Genomic DNA, 17,392 nt, shown 5'->3' with positions numbered 1-17,392 from the left:
GATAGGCATGGCTGAGAAACAACTTGCGTATGATACGCGCGGAAAAGACGATCTGTTTGCTGACGACGATCCGTTGGCCGAACTTGCCCGTATCGTCGGTTTCGAACCTCGTGTTGCAGCGAATACGGTGACCGAGGCCACTCGGCGCGAGCCTGCCCTCGATCTCGAGGACGAGCTTGTGCGCGAGTTCGACCGTTACGATTCGCCGCGTCCGCTTGGCGAACTCGACCGGCCGGCTGAGCCGGTCGCTGGAGATGTCGAGCCTGAGGATTATGTCGAGCCCGTTCTCGACACGGCCCCTGTTGCTGAAATCGCACCGGCTCCCGAGCCGGTTTCCGTCGCTTCCGTCGAAGAGGCGGCACCCGCCGCACAGGGCTGGGACGAGCAGGCTGTCGATTGGGCAACCGGTCCGCAGCAGCTTGCCGTCGATCCCGCTTTCGAAGCGCCTGTGCAATCGGCCTTCGGCGGTGCACGCGACCTGATCGAGGAGCTCGAGCTGTCGATCGGCGCAGCCCCCGTTTCGTCAGTGCCGCAGCCTACCAAGGCACCGCAATGGTCGGCCGCCAGCATCAGGCTGCCGCTTGCCAATTTCCATGCGGCCAAACGCGAGGAACCGGTCGTTCAGCCGGAGCCGGCGGCCGAACCGGAAGTCGAGCCCGTGGCCGAGGCGTCGCTCGCCGATCTTCCCGAGGTCGAGCCGCAGCCCGTAATCGAGCAGCCGGCGCCCGTCGCCGCTGTCGAGCCCTCCGAGGAATTCGAATCCGCGGCTCCGTCGCTCGGCTTTCCCGCCGAGCTCGATCGCCATGAAGAGATGGCTGCGCCGGAAGTGACCGACGAGGCCGAGGAATTCGTCGAGATCGAGGAAGAACTTCAGGATTTCGAATCCGATGCCGGTTTCGATTTGATAGCCGCTGCCGTCGAAGGCGAGATCCAGGCCGATGCCGCGCTGACGGAAGTCGTTCCCGAAGTGCCGCACACTGCCGGCACTTTCGATCTTGACGATCTGCTCGCCGACGTTTCGCGCTATCCCGTGCCGAACCCGGTAATGAAGCGTGCCAATCCGGTGGCGGTTGCGCCGCAGCCGGCGCCGATCGAGGCTGCGCCCGTTGTCGCCGCCGCACCTGTTGAGGCCGAGCCGATCGCGTTTGCTCCGGTCGAGCCGCCTCCAGCCTATGTTGCTGAAGCCCCGAGGCCTATTGCGCCGCAGCTTGCCGAGGTCGCTCCGCAGCAGCCTGCCGCGCCTGTCTATTCCCGCGCGCCGCAGCCGGTACAGGAAGCCGACGATCCCTTCGCCGGCCATGATTTCGAGCTGGATCTTGCCGGCATCGAACTGGAACTCTCCGATCTCGATTTTTCCGAGCCGGTCGAGCCCGCGCCGCAGCCAGAACCTCAGGCGTTGGTGACAGCGCCGCAGCCGCAGGCGGTCGCCCCTGTGGTGCAGCCGGCAACTCCTGCGCCCCAGCCGATCACGCGCCCGCAGGCTGCTGCCGCGTCTGCGCAGCCCGCGCCGGTCTTCAATCCGGAGCCGCCGGCTCCAGCTCCGGCTCCGGCCTTCAACTGGGCGGCGCCGGTTGCCGATACGACCGAAGACCTGCCGTTCGATCCGGCGATGATCTCCGATCCGGAGGATCGTCCCGAGACCGTCGACGACATGCACGTGCCGGCCTTGCCGCCGGTCGAGCAGCCTGCGCCTGTTGCGAAAACCGCGGATTTCGACTTCGATCTCGATGCGGAAATCGCGAGCTTTTTCGAACCCGCCAAGCCGCGCGAAACGTCGGCGCCGGTCCGCGATACGGCCGCCGCCGCGGCAAAGCCGGTCAAGCCCACCATCGCCGATGGCCTCGATGATTTCGAGCGGGCGCTGGAGGAGGATTTCCGCCGCAGCGTGCGCGAACCCGTCGAGCGTCGTGAGAATGTTTCCGAAGTCCACATCGAATCGGCAAGCCAGGCCGCTGATTTCAGCCGCGCCCGTTCGATGCGCCGCCTGCTTGCCGGCGCCGTCGTGCTCGTGGTCTTCGCTGGTGTCGGTTATGGCGTCTATTCCTCCGTCTGGAACGGGGAAGGGCTCGGCATCGTCGCATCGGGCGAACCGCGCGTGATCGTTGCCGATAAGGAGCCGGTCAAGGTCGTTCCGGAAAACCCGGGTGGCAAGACCGTGCCGAACCAGGACAAGGCCGTCTACGACCGCGTTGCGGGTTCTGCCGAGGAGCCGAAGCAGAAAGCGCTCGTTTCCTCCGATGAAGCGCCCGTCGATGTCGTCCAGCGCACGCTGACACCGGAAGCGCTGCCGGAGGACGACGAGAACGCCGGCGCCAACGATCAGATCACGCCGACCGCAGTCGGCGAGACGGAGGATCCGCGTCTGCTGCCGAACCAGGACAGCGCCGACAGCGGTTCCGCAAGCGATGCCGACAAGGCGCCGTCGGTTTCGCCGCGCAAGGTCCGCACGATGATCGTCAAGCCGGACGGTACGTTGGTTGCCCGCGAGGAACTGGCGCCCGCCGATCAGCCGACGCAGCCCGCCCAGGCGACACCGCAGGCTCAGCCGGCCTTGGCCGCCCAGTCGACCCCGGCTGCGCCGTCGGTTCCGGCCGTGCCTCCGGTCGGCGGATCGGCCGCAAGCTTCCCGGCAAGCGCCGAGGTTGCTTCCGCCGATGCTCGTTCCGCGGCACCTGCCGAAGCCGCGCCGGCACAGCCGACGCCCGTAGCAACGGTCGACACGGCGGCGGCAAATGCTGCCCCGGCCGATGCGCCTGTCCGTCCGGTCAAGACCACTGAGATCACCGATACCGCTCCGGTTCCGATCGCCCGCCCGGCCGAACAGCCTGTCAACATCGTCGGCACCGTGACCGAGAAGGGCAACGTCCGCCCGTCCGCACAGCAGCCGAAGACGACTGAGGTCGCGGCCGCTACACCGGCTGCCGCAAAGCCGCAGCAGGCGGCGTCCGCCGGCGGCTACGGCATCCAGATCGCCTCGCTGCCATCGGAAGACGAAGCGAACAAATCCTATGCCAGCCTGTCGAAGAAGTTCGCCGGCGTGCTTGGTGGCCGCGCTCATGAGATCCGCAAGGCCGATATCGCCGGCAAGGGCACTTTCTACCGTGTCCGCATCCCGGCCGGCTCCAAGGATGAGGCCGCGGCACTCTGCGAACAATATCGCGCGGCTGGCGGAAGCTGCCTGATCTCCAAGTAACAGTAGATCATTGAACAAAAAAAGCGGCGGACCGGATTGGTCCGCCGCTCTTTTTTGTGCATCGCGCGTGACCTTGCTCGCATTTGGCGGGACCGGGTCTATGATTCTCACATGACCGAATCAAAAGCGATGATCCTTGGCTGCAGCGGCCTTGCCCTCACATCCGAAGAGAAAGCCCTTTACCGGGGCGAGCGCCCCTGGGGCTTCATCCTCTTCGGGCGCAACATCTCCGAAGCGGGGCAGATTTCCGATCTTGTCGCCGAACTGCGCGACAGCGTCGGCTGGCATGCACCGGTGCTGATCGACCAGGAGGGCGGTCGCGTCCAGCGCATCCGCCCGCCCATTCTCTCCCGTTATCCTTCCGGCCAGGCGCTCGGCGATCTCTATCGCCGCGATCCGGCGCTCGGGCTTCGCGCCGCCTGGTTGATGTCGCGCCTGCACGCTTTCGACCTTTTGAACCTCGGCATCAATGTCGATTGCCTGCCGGTGCTCGATGTGCCGGTCGAGGGCAGCAGTAACGTCATCGGCGACCGCGCCTATGGCGGCGATCCCGGGATTGTTATCGCCATGGGCCGCGCGGCCGCCGAAGGGCTGAAGGCAGGCGGCCTGCTGCCTGTGATGAAGCATATGCCCGGCCACGGTCGCGGCTTTGCGGATTCGCATCTGGAACTGCCCGTCGTCACGGTCTCGCGCGATGAGCTGGAGGCCCACGATTTTCCGCCCTTCATCGCGATGAAGGACGAGCTGATGGCGATGACCTGCCATCTCGTCTTTACCGCTATCGATCCGGATAATCCGGCGACGACCTCACGCAAGGTCGTCGACGGCGTCATCCGCGAGCATATCGGTTTCGACGGTCTGCTGCTTTCCGACGACAGTTCGATGAACGCACTTTCGGGCACGATCGGTCAACGTGCGGCGAATATTATTGCAGGCGGATGCGATATCGTGCTGCATTGCAATGGCAAGATGGACGAGATGCTGGAAGTCGTGGCAAATGTTCCGCCACTCGCTGGCCAGTCGCTTGCCCGCGCAAAGGCGGTGGAGGCAGGCTTCACGGCGCCGGATGGGACGGATGAAGCGGAAACGAGGGCGGAGTTCGAGGCGATGTTTGCGACGGTCTGATCGTAAGGGAGCAGTTGAGTGAACACGGTCAAGGGCACGGAACGTCCGCAGGCGGCAACGCCGATGGACAAGCTGTGGCAGGATAACGGCACCGAGCGCGCCAGCCACGAGCCGGCGCTGGTGATCGACGTCGCCGGCTTCGAAGGCCCGCTCGATCTGTTGCTCTATCTTGCCCGCAACCAGAAGGTCGACCTGTCGCGCATTTCGGTGCTGGCGCTCGCCGAGCAATATCTGCAGTTCGTCGAAAGCGCCCGGCGCATCCGCATCGAGCTTGCCGCCGATTATCTCGTCATGGCGGCCTGGCTTGCCTATCTCAAGTCGCGCCTGCTGATACCCCAGCAGATCAAGGACGACGGCCCTTCCGGCGAGGAAATGGCGGCAACGCTCGCCTTTCGCCTGAAACGCCTCGAAGCCATGCGCCAGGCGGCGGAAGGTCTCGTCAACCGCAACCGCCTCGGCCGCGATATCTTTGCCCGCGGCGCACCGGAGCATATTCCCGACCGGCAGCAATCCGCCTACGCGGCGAGCCTCTACGATCTCCTGACCGCCTATGCGGCGCTGCGCCAGCGTCACGCTGTCACCCAGGTGACGATCGAGCGGCGCAACGTCTGGTCGTTGACCGATGCCCGCGAATTGCTGACCCAGATGATCGGTGAGATCGGCGACTGGACGGCAATGGAGCATTATCTGCTGCGTTATCTCGCAGGGCCGGAGGAACGCGTCACGGCGATCGCCAGCGCCTTTGCCGCCTCGCTGGAGCTGGTGCGGGAGGGCAAGCTGGAAATCCGCCAGGATGGGGCGTTTCAGCCTATTTTCATGCGTCGCGGCCCCAAGCACGCCACGCTGCAGGTGGTTGAACAGGAGCGGCCGGCTTGATCGATCCGAAAAGCGAAGAGGATTTCGAAGGGGAATACCGCGACTTGCAGGCCGAGATCGAGGCCGAGCGCACGGCCGAGGCGCTGGTCTTCGCCTCTTCGCAGCCGGTTTCCGAAGCCTTCCTCGCCGAGCGCCTGCCAAGGGGCGCGGACGTGCGCGCGATCATGCTGCGCCTGAAGGAGCAATATGCCCCGCGTGGCGTCAATCTCGTCCAGGTCGAGGGCGCCTGGGCCTTCCGCACCGCCGCCGATCTTTCCTTCGTTATCCGCCGTGACGACAATGAAGTGAAGAAGCTTTCGCGCGCGGCATTGGAAGTGCTGGCGATCATCGCCTATCACCAGCCGGTGACGCGTGCCGAAATCGAGGACATCCGCGGCGTCCAGACCTCGCGGGGTACGCTCGACGTGCTGATGGAAGCCGGCTGGGTGCGTTTTCGCGGCCGCAGGCGCACGCCGGGCCGGCCGGTGACATTGGGCACGACGCGCGACTTTCTCGACCATTTCGGCCTCGAGGAGCTGCGCGATCTGCCCGGTCTCGAAGAGTTGAAGGGCGCGGGGCTGCTGTCCGGCCGCATTCCGGCGAATTTCAATATTCCCTCGCCATTGATGAACGACGAGCTGACCGAGGACGAGGACCCGATCACCCAGATGGATCTCGAAGAACTCGGGTTGCTCGCCCCGCGCTCTACCTCCGAAGATTGAAGGACTTCGTCTTGCTTTTGCCATGCATGGCGAAAACAATGGTGCTCACCATTTTTCGGCGGGTCTGTGGCTTGTCACAAAGGGCGATACCGTGACATTAAGCTCAGTTCAAAGGGCTTGATGTTGGAAACGGTGTGGGAAATTCTTACATTAGGGAACATCACAACAGGGAGTTAGCGTAATGGGTTCTTTTAGCATGTGGCACTGGCTGATCGTTCTGGTCATCGTGCTGTTGTTGTTCGGTCGCGGCAAGATCCCGGAACTGATGGGCGACGTCGCCAAGGGCATCAAGAGCTTCAAGAAGGGCATGACGGACGAAGATGCGCCTGATACGGCGAAGACCGTCGATCACAAGGCCGACGAAACGAAGTAACCAAGTCCGGGAAAAGCGCAGCCCCCGCGCTTCCCGTCCAGGAGCCTTGCATGTTCGATATTGGCTGGACCGAGCTTTTGGTCATCGCGGTCGTACTGATCGTGGTTGTCGGTCCCAAGGATTTGCCGCCGATGCTGCGCGCTTTCGGCAAGATGACGCAGCGTGCCCGCAAGGTGGCGGGTGAATTCCGTGCGCAGTTCGACGAAGCGCTGCGCGAGGCCGAACTTGACGATGTCCGCCAGACGATCAGTGACGCCCAGAGGCTCAATCCGGTCAACAGTCTGCGCGAGGCGATGAATCCCCTTCGCCAGATGGGCAACGAGATCAAGGCGGACCTGCAGAAGGCGAGTACGCCTCCTGACAACAAGACCGAAGTGCCGCCGTCCGCCGTTTCCGCTCCGACGCCGTCGATGAGCCTGCCGGAAACGCCGCCGCTGGTGCAGGCGCCGGAACCCGTCGCCGCAGCGGCCGTCCAGGCCGATACGGTTGCCGCCAAGCCGAAGGCGCAGCGCAAGCCGCGCGCCAAGGCTGCCGATAAGGCCGATGCCGCTGCCGCGGTTGCCGTGCCCGTGGAAAAGCCGAAACGCACGACGGCGGCCAGGAAGCCCGCAACGCCGAAGACGCCGGCGCAGACTGAGAAGAAGGACGAGGCATGAGCGGTGATATCGAAGACAAGCCGCAGCCGTTGATCGAGCACCTGATGGAGCTGCGCACGCGGCTGATGTGGTCGATCGGGGCGTTCTTCATCGCCTTTATCGTGTGCTTCTTTTTCGCCAAGCACATCTTCAATTACCTGGTCTATCCCTACAAGCTGGCCGTCAGCTGGGCCAATCTCGATGTCGAGAAGGCGCAGCTCATCTACACCGCGCCGCAGGAATTCTTCTTCACGCAGGTGAAGGTTGCGATGTTCGGCGGCCTTGTCATCGCTTTCCCGATCATCGCCGCGCAAATCTACAAGTTCGTCGCCCCAGGCCTCTATAAGAATGAACGGGCGGCCTTCCTGCCGTTCCTGATCGCTTCCCCGATTTTGTTCCTCCTGGGCGCGGCGCTCGTCTATTTCTTCTTCACGCCGATGGTCATGTGGTTCTTCCTGTCGATGCAGCAGGCGCCGGGCCATGATGAGGTAGCAATCTCGCTCCTGCCGAAGGTTTCGGAATATCTGAGCCTGATCATGACGCTGGTCTTTTCCTTCGGCCTCGTCTTCCAGCTTCCCGTGATCACCACGCTTCTTGCCCGCGTCGGGTTGCTCACGTCGCAATGGCTCGCCGAAAAGCGCAAATTCGCCATCGTGCTCGCCTTCGTCGTGGCCGCGGTCCTGACACCGCCCGATCCGATGTCCCAGATCGGCCTTGCGATACCGACGATCCTTCTCTACGAGATTTCCATCTACGCGGCACGACTCGTGGAGCGTCAGCGTTCCCAACAGGCACTTGACGAGGCTTCGGCTTCCTCCGACGTCGCCAAGACGGACAGTGTCTGATCGGTTCCGGACTTTCCCTGAGGTCTGCCGTTTCCTGTCCGGCCGGTTTCTCCGGCCGGTCATTTCTATTGCAACGAGTTGGAACGACGATGCTCGATATTAAATGGATCCGTGAGAATCCCGAAGCGCTCGATGCCGCCCTTGCCAAGCGCGGTGCGGAGCCTCTGGCCAAGAGTCTCGTCACCCTCGATGAAAAGCGCCGCTCCGCCGTGCAGAAGGCGCAGGATCTGCTCTCCCGCCGCAACGCCGCCTCCAAGGAGATCGGCGCGGCCATGGCGCAGAAGAACACCGAGCTTGCCGAAAAGCTGAAGGCCGAGGTCGCCGATATCAAGGAGACGCTGCCGGCCGCCGAGGAGGAGGAGCGCGCGCTCTCTGCCGAGCTCAACGACGCACTCTCGCGCATCCCGAACGTGCCCTTGGACGACGTTCCGGTCGGCAAGGACGAGCACGGCAATGTCGTTACCCGCATCGTCGGCGAAAAGCCGCGCTGGAACCATACGCCGAAAGAGCACTTCGAAATCGGCGAGGCGCTCGGCTACATGGATTTCGAGCGCGCCGCCAAGCTTTCCGGCTCGCGCTTCACGGTTCTGACCGCACAGATCGCCAGACTTGAGCGTGCTCTCGGCCAGTTCATGATCGATCTCCACACCAGCGAACACGGCTATACCGAAGTCAGTTCGCCGCTGATGGTGCGCGCCGAGGCGCTGTTTGGAACCGGTAATCTGCCGAAGTTCGAAGAGGATCTCTTCAAGACCACGGATGGCCGTTATCTCATTCCGACGGCCGAGGTGACGCTCACCAATCTGGTGCGCGAGGAAATCCTCGATCAGGAGAAACTGCCGCTGCGTTTCACGGCTTTGACGCCGTCCTTCCGCTCGGAAGCAGGTTCCGCCGGCCGCGACACCCGCGGCATGCTCCGCCAGCACCAGTTCTGGAAGTGCGAGCTCGTCTCGATTACCGATGCGGAAAGCGCCATTGCCGAGCATGAGCGCATGACCGCCTGCGCCGAGGAGGTGCTGAAGCGCCTCGGCCTGCATTTCCGCACCATGACCCTTTGCACCGGCGACATGGGCTTCGGCTCGCGCAAGACCTACGATCTCGAAGTCTGGCTGCCGGGACAGAACGCCTTCCGTGAAATCTCTTCCTGCTCGGTCTGCGGTGATTTCCAGGCCCGGCGGATGAATGCGCGCTACCGCGGCAAGGACGACAAGAACAATAAATTCGTCCACACGCTGAACGGTTCCGGCACCGCCGTCGGCCGCTGCCTGATCGCCGTCCTCGAAAATTATCTGAATGAGGATGGTTCCGTCACGATTCCGGACGTTTTGCTGCCTTATATGGGCGGATTGACCAGAATCGAACGGGCGGCCTGAGGTTATGCGCATCCTGCTTACGAATGACGACGGCATTCATGCCGAAGGCCTCGCCGCGCTGGAGCGGATCGCGCGCACACTGTCCGACGACGTCTGGATCGTTGCGCCCGAGACCGACCAGAGCGGCCTTGCTCATTCGCTGAGCCTTTCCGAGCCCCTTCGGCTGCGCAAGGTTTCCGACAAGCATTTCGCCTTGCGCGGTACGCCGACCGATTGCGTCATCATGGGCATCAAGCAGGTGATGGACATCAAGCCTGATCTCGTTCTCTCCGGCGTCAATTCCGGCTCGAACGTTGCCGACGACGTGACCTATTCCGGAACGATCGCCGGCGCCATCGAGGGCACGATGCAGGGCGTGCGCTCCTTCGCGCTGAGCCAGGCCTATCTCTACGAGGATGGTGCGCGCATCGTGCCGTGGGAGGTCTGCGAGACGCATGCGCCGGCCCTTTTGGAAAAGCTGATGGTGCTCGACCTGCCGGAGGGCACCTTCCTCAATCTGAACTTCCCGAACTGCCGTCCCGAGGACGTCGATGGCGCCGAAGTGACCATGCAGGGCAAGCTTGCCTTCAATCTGCAGGTCGACGCCCGCTCCGATGGCCGGGGTTTCCCTTACTACTGGCTGAAGTTCGGCGAACGCGCCGGCGCCTTTATCGAGGGCACCGATATTCACGCCTTGAAGCATAACAAGATTTCGGTAACGCCTTTGAAACTGGATCTGACCGATTATTCCGTGACGGACCGCGTGGCGCGGGCATTGGGATACGGAGCACAGGTTTGACGGCAAGACTGGCGGAGAAGGAGGGCTTTGCGGCGCTCGTCCTCAGATTGCGTGCCGAAGGCATCTCCGACCTCGACCTGCTGACGGCGGTCGAGCAGACGCAGCGCTCGCTCTTCGTGCCGGCGCAATTTTCCGACGATGCCTATTCGAGCCGGACGATACCGATCGAATGCGGCTCCTTCCTCGAAGGCATCGATTTTGCCGTCCGCATTCTGCATCACCTGAAACTCAAGCCGGGCCAGCGTGTCCTGGAAGTCGGCACCGGAAGCGGCTTCACCGCCGCCGTCATGGGCCGGCTCGCCGAGCGCGTCCTGTCCATCGACCGTTACAAGACGCTGACATCAGCCGCGCAACGGCGCATGGAATCGCTCAGCCTGCGCAACGTCGTCATCCGCCATGCCGACGGGAGCGCCGGCATGCAGGGGGAGGGCACCTTCGACCGCATTCTGGTGACGGCGGCCTTCAATTCTATGCCGCGCTTTTATACCGATCAGCTCGTTTCCGGCGGTTCGATGATCGCGCCGCTGATGATTTCCGAAAACGAGTGCCGCATGGTGCGGCTGACGAAAACCGGCAGCCGGTTCGAACGCGAGGAATTGTTCGAAGCCCCTTATCTGCCGATCGTTCCGCGCCTTGCCTCGCTGCTTTAGAGCCTTTCCGGGTTAGATTGCACCATTCTGTTGGCTCAAACGGAGTCGGATGGTCGACCGGCCGGCGCGCGTCGTCGCCCAGATCTACGGCCAAGCCGGCCGGCCGATCAGCCGACCCGTTTCAGCCAACCCTCCCGCAGATTTGCCTGGCAAATCTGCAAGACTCTAAAATCGCCGGACGCACTTATCGCTTCGCCACGGCGAAGCGGTGCGGCCGGTGGGCCGGGCATGTTTCCGCCAGGATCAAAGGCGATCGGCTCGGACGTACCAGGAGGTATGCCCTTCGCCAATCGCCTTTGCCCTGACGAAAACCTGCTCCGGCAGAATGGTGCAATCTAACCCGGAAAGGCTCTAAGCACTGCGATTTTTTACCCGTAAGCTATGGTTAGCAACTTCTCAAAAATATCGCACTGATTCCAGCATCTTAACTGCGTGGTAACACTAACGCGCTTTAATAGACTCACAAATGGTTGCGTTCTCAGTGGGTCGAGTCATGCGTTTCAGTCTTTCGCCGAAGTTCGGGAAGTCGGCCAGTAATCTTCTGGTTGTTGGCTTGCTTGCAAGTGCCGCAACAGGCTGCAGTTCCGATGTGACACGGTTTGGCGGCTTGTTTTCCTCCTCAGGGCAGGATCAGATCACCACCAGTTCCATTCCGCGCAGCGGCGGCTCGCAGGGCGATCCGGTGCCGCGCGCCGATCTCGGCGGCTCCGCCGTTGCGAGCCAGCCGGGCTATGGTGGCGGCAATGATGCGATGAGCCAGTCTTATCCATCACGTCCGAGCTACGATCCGATCCGTACGTCGAACTCAAGCGCACGGATGGCTTCCGCGCCGGTCTCGGTGCAGCGGTCCGAGCTTGCTGCCCCGACGGCTGTTGCGCCGTCCCGCCAGCGGGAGAAGGAAGTGGCGCTCGCCCAGCCTTTCCCGGCTTCTCCGCAGCCCGAAAAGCATCGCCTCGTGGCTCCGGCCGCTCCGAAAGGAACGCCTGATACTCTGACGACGGGCACGACGCCGAAGGTTTCCGGCTGGTCGGGGACAAACGCCCCGTCCGTGACGCTGCGTCCGGGTGAAAGCACAGCTACTCTCGCCAGACGCTACGGTGTTCCGGAAAAGGAAATCCTGCGCGTCAACGGCTTGAAGACGGCATCTGCCGCCCAGCCTGGTCAGGCGATCCTGATACCGACCCTCAACGGCGGCAATGCCGCCAAGGCGGCGTCGCAGGCAGCCGATCTTTCCAAGCCCGGCCAGATGCCGGAGCCTGCCAAGGCGCCGGAGCAGAAGGTCGCCGTCGTTCCCGGCGCCAATTCCGCCCGCGACAAGACCATGGCGAGCGCCGATCCGACCGGCAAGATTCCAGCCGGCGCCGGCAAGGATCCGAAGGCGCCTGCCGGCAGCTATGTCGTCAAGCAGGGGGATTCGCTGGCAAGGATCGCCAAGGCGACCGGCACCAATATCGATGATCTCAAGGCTGCCAACAATCTGTCGGCCAATTCGCTTCGCGTCGGCCAGGCTCTGAAGATTCCGACGGCCACAGCCGACAATATGAAGACCGCTTCGATCCCGGCTGGGAAGGTTGATGCGAAGCCGGCTCAGCCAACGCCTGCCCAGCAGGAGACGGCTTCCGTTCAGCCCGCGCCTTACAAGGCTCCGGCTGCCACCCAGACCGTCGACGATGTCGAGAAGAAGTCTGACGTGAGCTCCGCGGCCCCGGAATCGACCGGCATCGGCAAATACCGCTGGCCGGTCCGCGGCCAGGTGATTGCCGCCTATGGCGCCAACGTCAACGGCAACCGCAATGACGGCATCGATATCTCGGTGCCGCAGGGCACGCCGATCAAGGCCGCCGAAAACGGCGTCGTCATCTATGCCGGCAACGGCTTGAAGGAACTGGGCAATACGGTTCTCGTCCGCCACGACGACGGCACCGTCACCGTCTACGGCAATGCCGATACGCTGAGCGTTGCCCGCGGCCAGAAGATCCAGCGCGGCCAGACCGTCGCCGTCTCCGGCATGAGCGGCGACGTCAAGCAGCCACAGGTCCATTTCGAGGTGCGCAAGGACGCGTCCCCGGTCAATCCGATGACTTTCCTGGAGTAGGTATAGCGTACCAGGAAGCGCAAAAGCCCGGCCATCCGCCGGGCTTTTGTCATTTGGGGAAGTGCAATTTCGGTCGCATCCGCCCATTGCGGGCATTGGGAAGAGGCCGATGACGCATTCTGCCTGACGTTCGGCGCATATGATGTCTACATTCCCAAAAGTTCAATTCACTATGCCTAGACCTTTTTAAAAACGGATAGGCAGCCCATGACGAATATCGCCCAGATGCAGGAACAGCGTCTCGAAGCACTCCGACTGACGAATTCGGGTGCGCCTGAGCTGCCGTCCAACCCGTTTTTCGGCGTCGGCCCGATCACGGATGCGACCACTGACGAAGTGGACAGCCGGCTGCGGCGCCTCGCCTTCGATGCCTGGATCGAAAAGACCTATCGCAAGTTCGACGACAAGGGCAACGATATCGGCGGATTCACCACCGCCGAGATTTCCCGCAGCATGCATCGCGGCTATCCGGCGGATAAAATCCTGACCGACATGATGCGGGCGATCCACACTTACTTCCATTTCCCGAAGACGAACCGCATGGCGGTGGGGCTCGGCGGCGGCCACAGCGGCTATACGGTCTGCGTCCAGCATCTGATGAATGCCAACGACGCCAACCAGCGCGTCTATGTCGATACGCCGCGCCCGGAAAGCGATCCGTCCCGGGCGGCCGGCTTCTTCCGTCAGTCCTGGGCCACGCAGCTGATCGAGATGCAGCGCTTCGCCGAAAAAGGCTGCGAAAGCCGTATCCATTTTGCTGCCTCCGAAGGTGTGATCCCGACGGCGGCCGAGCTCTCCGATCTCGGCGTGTCGATCTTCGTCGGCGTCGGCCACGAGACCACCGGCGCCAATGCGTATACGAGCCGCGAAATCCACGAGCTGCTGAACTGGATCGACCGCGATCCGGCAAACCACCATGCGGTATTCGACGCCACGTCGATGCTCGGCGCCATGCCCTGGGAGCCCGAGCTGGTCGATGCGGTAATGGCAAAATGCTGCCTGTTCATGCCGTTCCAGAAGGCGATCGGTGGGATCTCCGGATATTTCGTCGCCTCCTTCACGCCGCATGCCCTGGCGCTTGTCGAGAAGAACCAGCAGGACCCAGCCTGGGCGATCCCGCGCCAGCTGAAGATCGCGCCGCCGATCGATGCGCGCCAGCCGCTTTCAGCCAAACGCTCCGTGGATGCCGGGCCGTTCTACGATGCCGGGGAAGACCGTATGCTCGGCGGCGTCATCAACACCTACAGCGCGCTCGCCTTTGCCGAGACCACGTTTGGCCTGCTGCAGTCAGAAGCGCGGGTCGGCTCGGTTGTCGAGCTCAACCGGCGCTCCGCCGCCAATCGGGCGGTGATCGACGAGTGGGTGAAGTCGCATCCGCTGCTGTCGCTGACCGTTACCGATGCCGAGCGGCGCGGTGCTGCGGTGACGCTTCTGAAGATCGAGGATGCCGACATCACCGATCCCGCCATCCACGCCCGCATCATTGCGCGCTCGAAGCAGTTGCTCGGCTACGAGGGCATCACCCATCCGAACGGCGAATTCGAGCCCGGTCTCGACGCGGCGCGCTACGTCAATGCGTTCCCGGGAACGCCTGGCGACTACCGTGCCTGGGTCGGCGGCATCCGCGAGCCGGCAGATGTCGTGGCGCTGTTGGAAAACCTGCAATATGCCTATCTCAGAGCCAAGATCGTCGTTCTCGAAGAGGAACTTGCGAAAGAGGGCGTCACGTTTGACGCACCCGGCAACGCCGGAACAGCGGTCCGCAAGGACGATGCGCAACGCGCCTACAAGGTGCTGATCGCCGATCTGGTCGGCCTGCGCCTCGGCGCGGACGGCAAGCCCGACCACAGCGAAATCCGGGCCTACATCGAGGAAAAGGGTGGTGTCTTCCATGTCGGCCCGATCGGCGACGGTTCGGCGCTGGAGAAGGGCCTCATCCATTTCTTCTATCAGCCCGATCTCAGCACCGAGGCGGAAATCCTGCCGCAGACGGACAAGGGCCAGTATGACGCCTTGATCGCGGCGGCGACCTTCATCCCGAAGGCTTCCGTCTTCTCGCTCGGCGGCGTGCGTATCGGCGCGGGAACCGGCAACATGGGTTCGGCCTCCTGGGGCGGAGGCAACGGCGAAGGCGGTGAGGCACCGCTGATGAACACCCCCGGCATCAACAGCCGGGCAACCGCCCAGATGGCTGTGAAGGCGATCCTCAAGGTCGTTCCCGACCTGCCGGTCGACAGGCTGCATCAGATGGTTGCCGGTGGCGATTTCGATACCGGTCGCCAGCTCAAGGATTTCCCGACCGCCAAGCTTGAGGGCCGGAAAATCGCCGTCCTCGGCTACGGCAATATCGGCCGCGAAGTCGCCAAGCTCGCCAAGGCCTTCGGCATGAAGGTGGCAATCTACGCCCGCCAGCATCACCAGCGCTGGATCCAGGCGGAAGGTTTTGACTATGCCGCAAGCCCCGTCGAAGCAGCGACCGGTGCCGATGTGCTCTCCGTTCATATCGGTCTCGGCCGGCTGGACGCATCGACCGGCATCTACTCCAATGCCGGCACCGTCGATGCGAAGGTTCTCGGCGCCATGAAGGACGGCGCCGTGCTGGTCAATTACGACCGCGGCGAAGTCGTCGATGCCGGTGCGCTCGACGCAGCGCTTTCTTCCGGCAAGATCGCCCATGCAGCGATCGACGCCGACCTCTTCAAGGATGCCGCGACGGGCAAGCTCAGCGGACCGATGCTGCCCTATCTGCCGCTCGAAGAGCGCCACAAGGGCAAGCTGGAACTGCTGCCGCACGCCGCCGCCGATACCGATCATCCCTCGCGTGTGACCGGCGCCAAGCAGGCGGTCGACCAGATCTTCGATGTCATCCGCTTCAAGTCCGTCACCAATCTCAAGGGCGATCTGCCCGAGGGGTACGTCTCGGTAGGCGGGCGCACGCCAGCCGGAATCGGCAAGGTGACGAAGCGAGTGGTGGGCGAGATCGGCGACAAGTCTGCACTGCTCGACGAATTGCGGCAGACATCTGAAAAGGTCGCGGCCATTATCGGCGCGCTCTCCGCCGTCTCCGACCCGAACCACCGCGACCGGATCGTCGACCGCTACACCGGTCTGCTGGTCGAAAGCGCTGGCCGGCAGCGAGTCCTTCTCGAGCGGCTTGCGCTCTACGGACCGGCGGGAGAGTAAAACATGGCGGCGTTGAATAAACGCTGATCATTCCGGCCTTCGGGTGTTGCTTGCAATGCCCGAGGCCTTGAGTACGGCTGAAGCGCGTCGCAGCGAACCTTGTTCATGCGGCGCGCTTCGGCTTTCAGGCCCTGTCGATATGGACGCGCATGCGCCCGGCCAGGTCCTGGATATACTGCCAGGCGACGCGGCCGGAGCGCGCGCCGCGCGTCGTCGCCCATTCCAGCGCCTCGGCATGCATCTTGTCGCGTTCGAGCCCGAGCTTGAAGTGATCGGCATAGCCGTCGATCATGCCAAGATAATCCTCCTGGCTGCATTTGTGGAAGCCGAGCCAGAGGCCGAAGCGGTCGGACAGCGAAACCTTCTCCTCCACGGCCTCCGACGGATTGATCGCCGTCGACTGCTCGTTTTCCATCATGTGGCGCGGCAGGAGATGGCGCCGGTTTGAAGTGGCGTAAAAGAGCACATTGTCCGGCCGTCCTTCGACGCCGCCGTCGAGCGCTGCCTTCAGCGACTTGTAAGCGGTGTCGTCGTGATCGAAGGAGAGGTCGTCGCAGAAGACGATGACGCGGTAGGGCGTGTCCTTCAGGAGATCGAGCAGGGTGGGGAGGCTCGCTATATCCTCGCGATGAACTTCCACCAACTTCAGCGCAACACCGCTTTCGCCCCTGACATCCTCATGCACGGCTTTGACAAGTGAGGATTTTCCCATGCCGCGCGCGCCCCAGAGCAGCACGTTGTTGGCGGCATAGCCTTCGGCGAAACGCACCGTATTCTCATGCAGGATATCGCGCACGTGATCGACGCCGCGGATGAGCTTCAGCGCCACCCGGTTGGGCCGCTTGACCGGCTGCAGATGCTGGCGCAGCGGCGCCCAGACGAAACAGTCGGCGGCATCCCAGTCGTTGACGGCTGGCGCCGGTCCGGCAAGACGCTCGACCGCGTCGGCCAGCCGTTTGATTTCGGCAAGCAGGACGGTGTTGATTTCCTCGGTCATCGCAAGCCTCCTGTTTTTCGCTGCGGCAATCCACTTTGGTCTTTCCGTGCGGCCTAGCATGGCGTTTTAAAGCCGGAAAGGTTATGAGGCAGCGGAATCGGTACGGTTTCCGGCTGTTTCTGTTGCATTCATCGAAGCCGTAACTATAGTCCGGCAACCTGAAAAGAGAGGCGGAGTTCCGCCGCCCAAGCCTGAGGAGTTTAGCATGTTCATCACCCCGGCATTCGCGCAGAGCGCGACCGACACCACATCGGCATTCGGCGGCTCCGGTTTCGAAATGATCATCCTGTTCGTGCCGCTGATGGTCGTCTGGTACTTCCTGCTGATCCGCCCGCAGCGCGCCCAGGCCAAGAAGCGTGAAGAAACCCTGAAGGCGATCCGTCGTGGCGATCAGGTCGTGACCGGCGGCGGCCTCGTCGGCAAGGTCACCAAGGTCGTCGACGACAAGGAACTGGAAGTCGAGATCGCAGAAGGCGTTCGCGTGCGCATCGTCCGCAGCGGCATTTCCGATGTTCGCGTCAAGGGTGAACCTGTTAAGGCCGACGCGGCATAATAAGCGATAACGGCA

Annotated in this window: 14 protein-coding genes; 13 read left to right on the top strand and 1 reads right to left on the bottom strand. The window is 63.0% G+C overall.

Annotation, left to right across the window (positions count from 1 at the left end):
• Positions 1-7: 7 nt before the first annotated feature.
• The 12 genes from ATY78_RS03405 (at position 8) to ATY78_RS03345 (ending at position 15,827) form a co-directional block, all read left to right on the top strand.
• Entirely contained in the window at positions 8-3,193 is a 3,186-nt protein-coding gene (locus tag ATY78_RS03405) for an SPOR domain-containing protein (RefSeq protein ID WP_088680942.1), read from the top strand.
• 111 nt (positions 3,194-3,304) lie between these two features.
• Entirely contained in the window at positions 3,305-4,318 is a 1,014-nt protein-coding gene (gene nagZ / locus ATY78_RS03400) for a beta-N-acetylhexosaminidase (protein ID WP_088680941.1), read from the top strand.
• Positions 4,319-4,336: 18 nt separating this feature from the next.
• Complete coding sequence (locus ATY78_RS03395) at positions 4,337-5,194, top strand: ScpA family protein (RefSeq protein ID WP_088680940.1); 858 nt, start codon at positions 4,337-4,339, stop codon at positions 5,192-5,194.
• Positions 5,191-5,895, top strand: a complete 705-nt coding sequence (gene scpB / locus ATY78_RS03390) for an SMC-Scp complex subunit ScpB (protein ID WP_088680939.1) — start codon at positions 5,191-5,193, stop codon at positions 5,893-5,895. Before ATY78_RS03395 ends, scpB begins: the two co-directional genes overlap by 4 nt.
• Positions 5,896-6,076: 181 nt before the next feature.
• The gene (locus tag ATY78_RS03385; protein ID WP_003538990.1) at positions 6,077-6,268 is read left to right on the top strand and encodes a twin-arginine translocase TatA/TatE family subunit; all 192 of its coding nucleotides are present in this window, start codon (positions 6,077-6,079) and stop codon (positions 6,266-6,268) included.
• 50 nt (positions 6,269-6,318) lie between these two features.
• The gene (tatB, locus tag ATY78_RS03380; RefSeq protein ID WP_088680938.1) at positions 6,319-6,924 is read left to right on the top strand and encodes a Sec-independent protein translocase protein TatB; all 606 of its coding nucleotides are present in this window, start codon (positions 6,319-6,321) and stop codon (positions 6,922-6,924) included.
• Positions 6,921-7,748, top strand: coding sequence for a twin-arginine translocase subunit TatC (tatC, locus tag ATY78_RS03375; protein ID WP_088680937.1), 828 nt, complete (start codon positions 6,921-6,923; stop codon positions 7,746-7,748). The genes tatB and tatC overlap by 4 nt, the downstream gene beginning before the upstream one ends.
• Before the next feature lie 89 nt (positions 7,749-7,837).
• Positions 7,838-9,121: a serine--tRNA ligase gene (gene serS, locus ATY78_RS03370; protein WP_088680936.1), complete on the top strand. Its 1,284-nt coding sequence runs from the start codon at positions 7,838-7,840 to the stop codon at positions 9,119-9,121.
• Positions 9,122-9,125: 4 nt separating this feature from the next.
• Entirely contained in the window at positions 9,126-9,899 is a 774-nt protein-coding gene (surE, locus tag ATY78_RS03365) for a 5'/3'-nucleotidase SurE (RefSeq protein ID WP_088680935.1), read from the top strand.
• Entirely contained in the window at positions 9,896-10,549 is a 654-nt protein-coding gene (locus ATY78_RS03360; RefSeq protein WP_088680934.1) for a protein-L-isoaspartate(D-aspartate) O-methyltransferase, read from the top strand. The genes surE and ATY78_RS03360 overlap by 4 nt, the downstream gene beginning before the upstream one ends.
• Before the next feature lie 493 nt (positions 10,550-11,042).
• Positions 11,043-12,644, top strand: a complete 1,602-nt coding sequence (locus tag ATY78_RS03350) for a M23 family metallopeptidase (RefSeq protein WP_088680933.1) — start codon at positions 11,043-11,045, stop codon at positions 12,642-12,644.
• 207 nt (positions 12,645-12,851) lie between these two features.
• On the top strand, positions 12,852-15,827 hold the full coding sequence (locus tag ATY78_RS03345; protein WP_088680932.1) for an NAD(P)-dependent oxidoreductase: 2,976 nt from the start codon (positions 12,852-12,854) through the stop codon (positions 15,825-15,827).
• Positions 15,828-15,951: 124 nt separating this feature from the next.
• Here the strand turns inward: ATY78_RS03345 and ATY78_RS03340 are convergent, their stop codons facing one another.
• A complete protein-coding gene (locus tag ATY78_RS03340) occupies positions 15,952-16,824 on the bottom strand; it encodes an ATP-binding protein (protein WP_088680931.1) in 873 nt (290 codons plus the stop codon).
• Positions 16,825-17,029: 205 nt separating this feature from the next.
• On the opposite strand from ATY78_RS03340, the gene yajC reads away from it, so the two are divergent.
• A complete protein-coding gene (gene yajC / locus ATY78_RS03335) occupies positions 17,030-17,377 on the top strand; it encodes a preprotein translocase subunit YajC (protein WP_088680930.1) in 348 nt (115 codons plus the stop codon).
• Positions 17,378-17,392 lie beyond the last annotated feature (15 nt).

Origin of the sequence: Rhizobium sp. R635, assembly GCF_002211285.1 — a bacterium.
GTDB lineage: Bacteria > Pseudomonadota > Alphaproteobacteria > Rhizobiales > Rhizobiaceae > Rhizobium.
The sequence above is the reverse complement of the archived record's forward strand: the minus strand, read 5'-3'. Positions and strand labels throughout refer to the sequence as shown.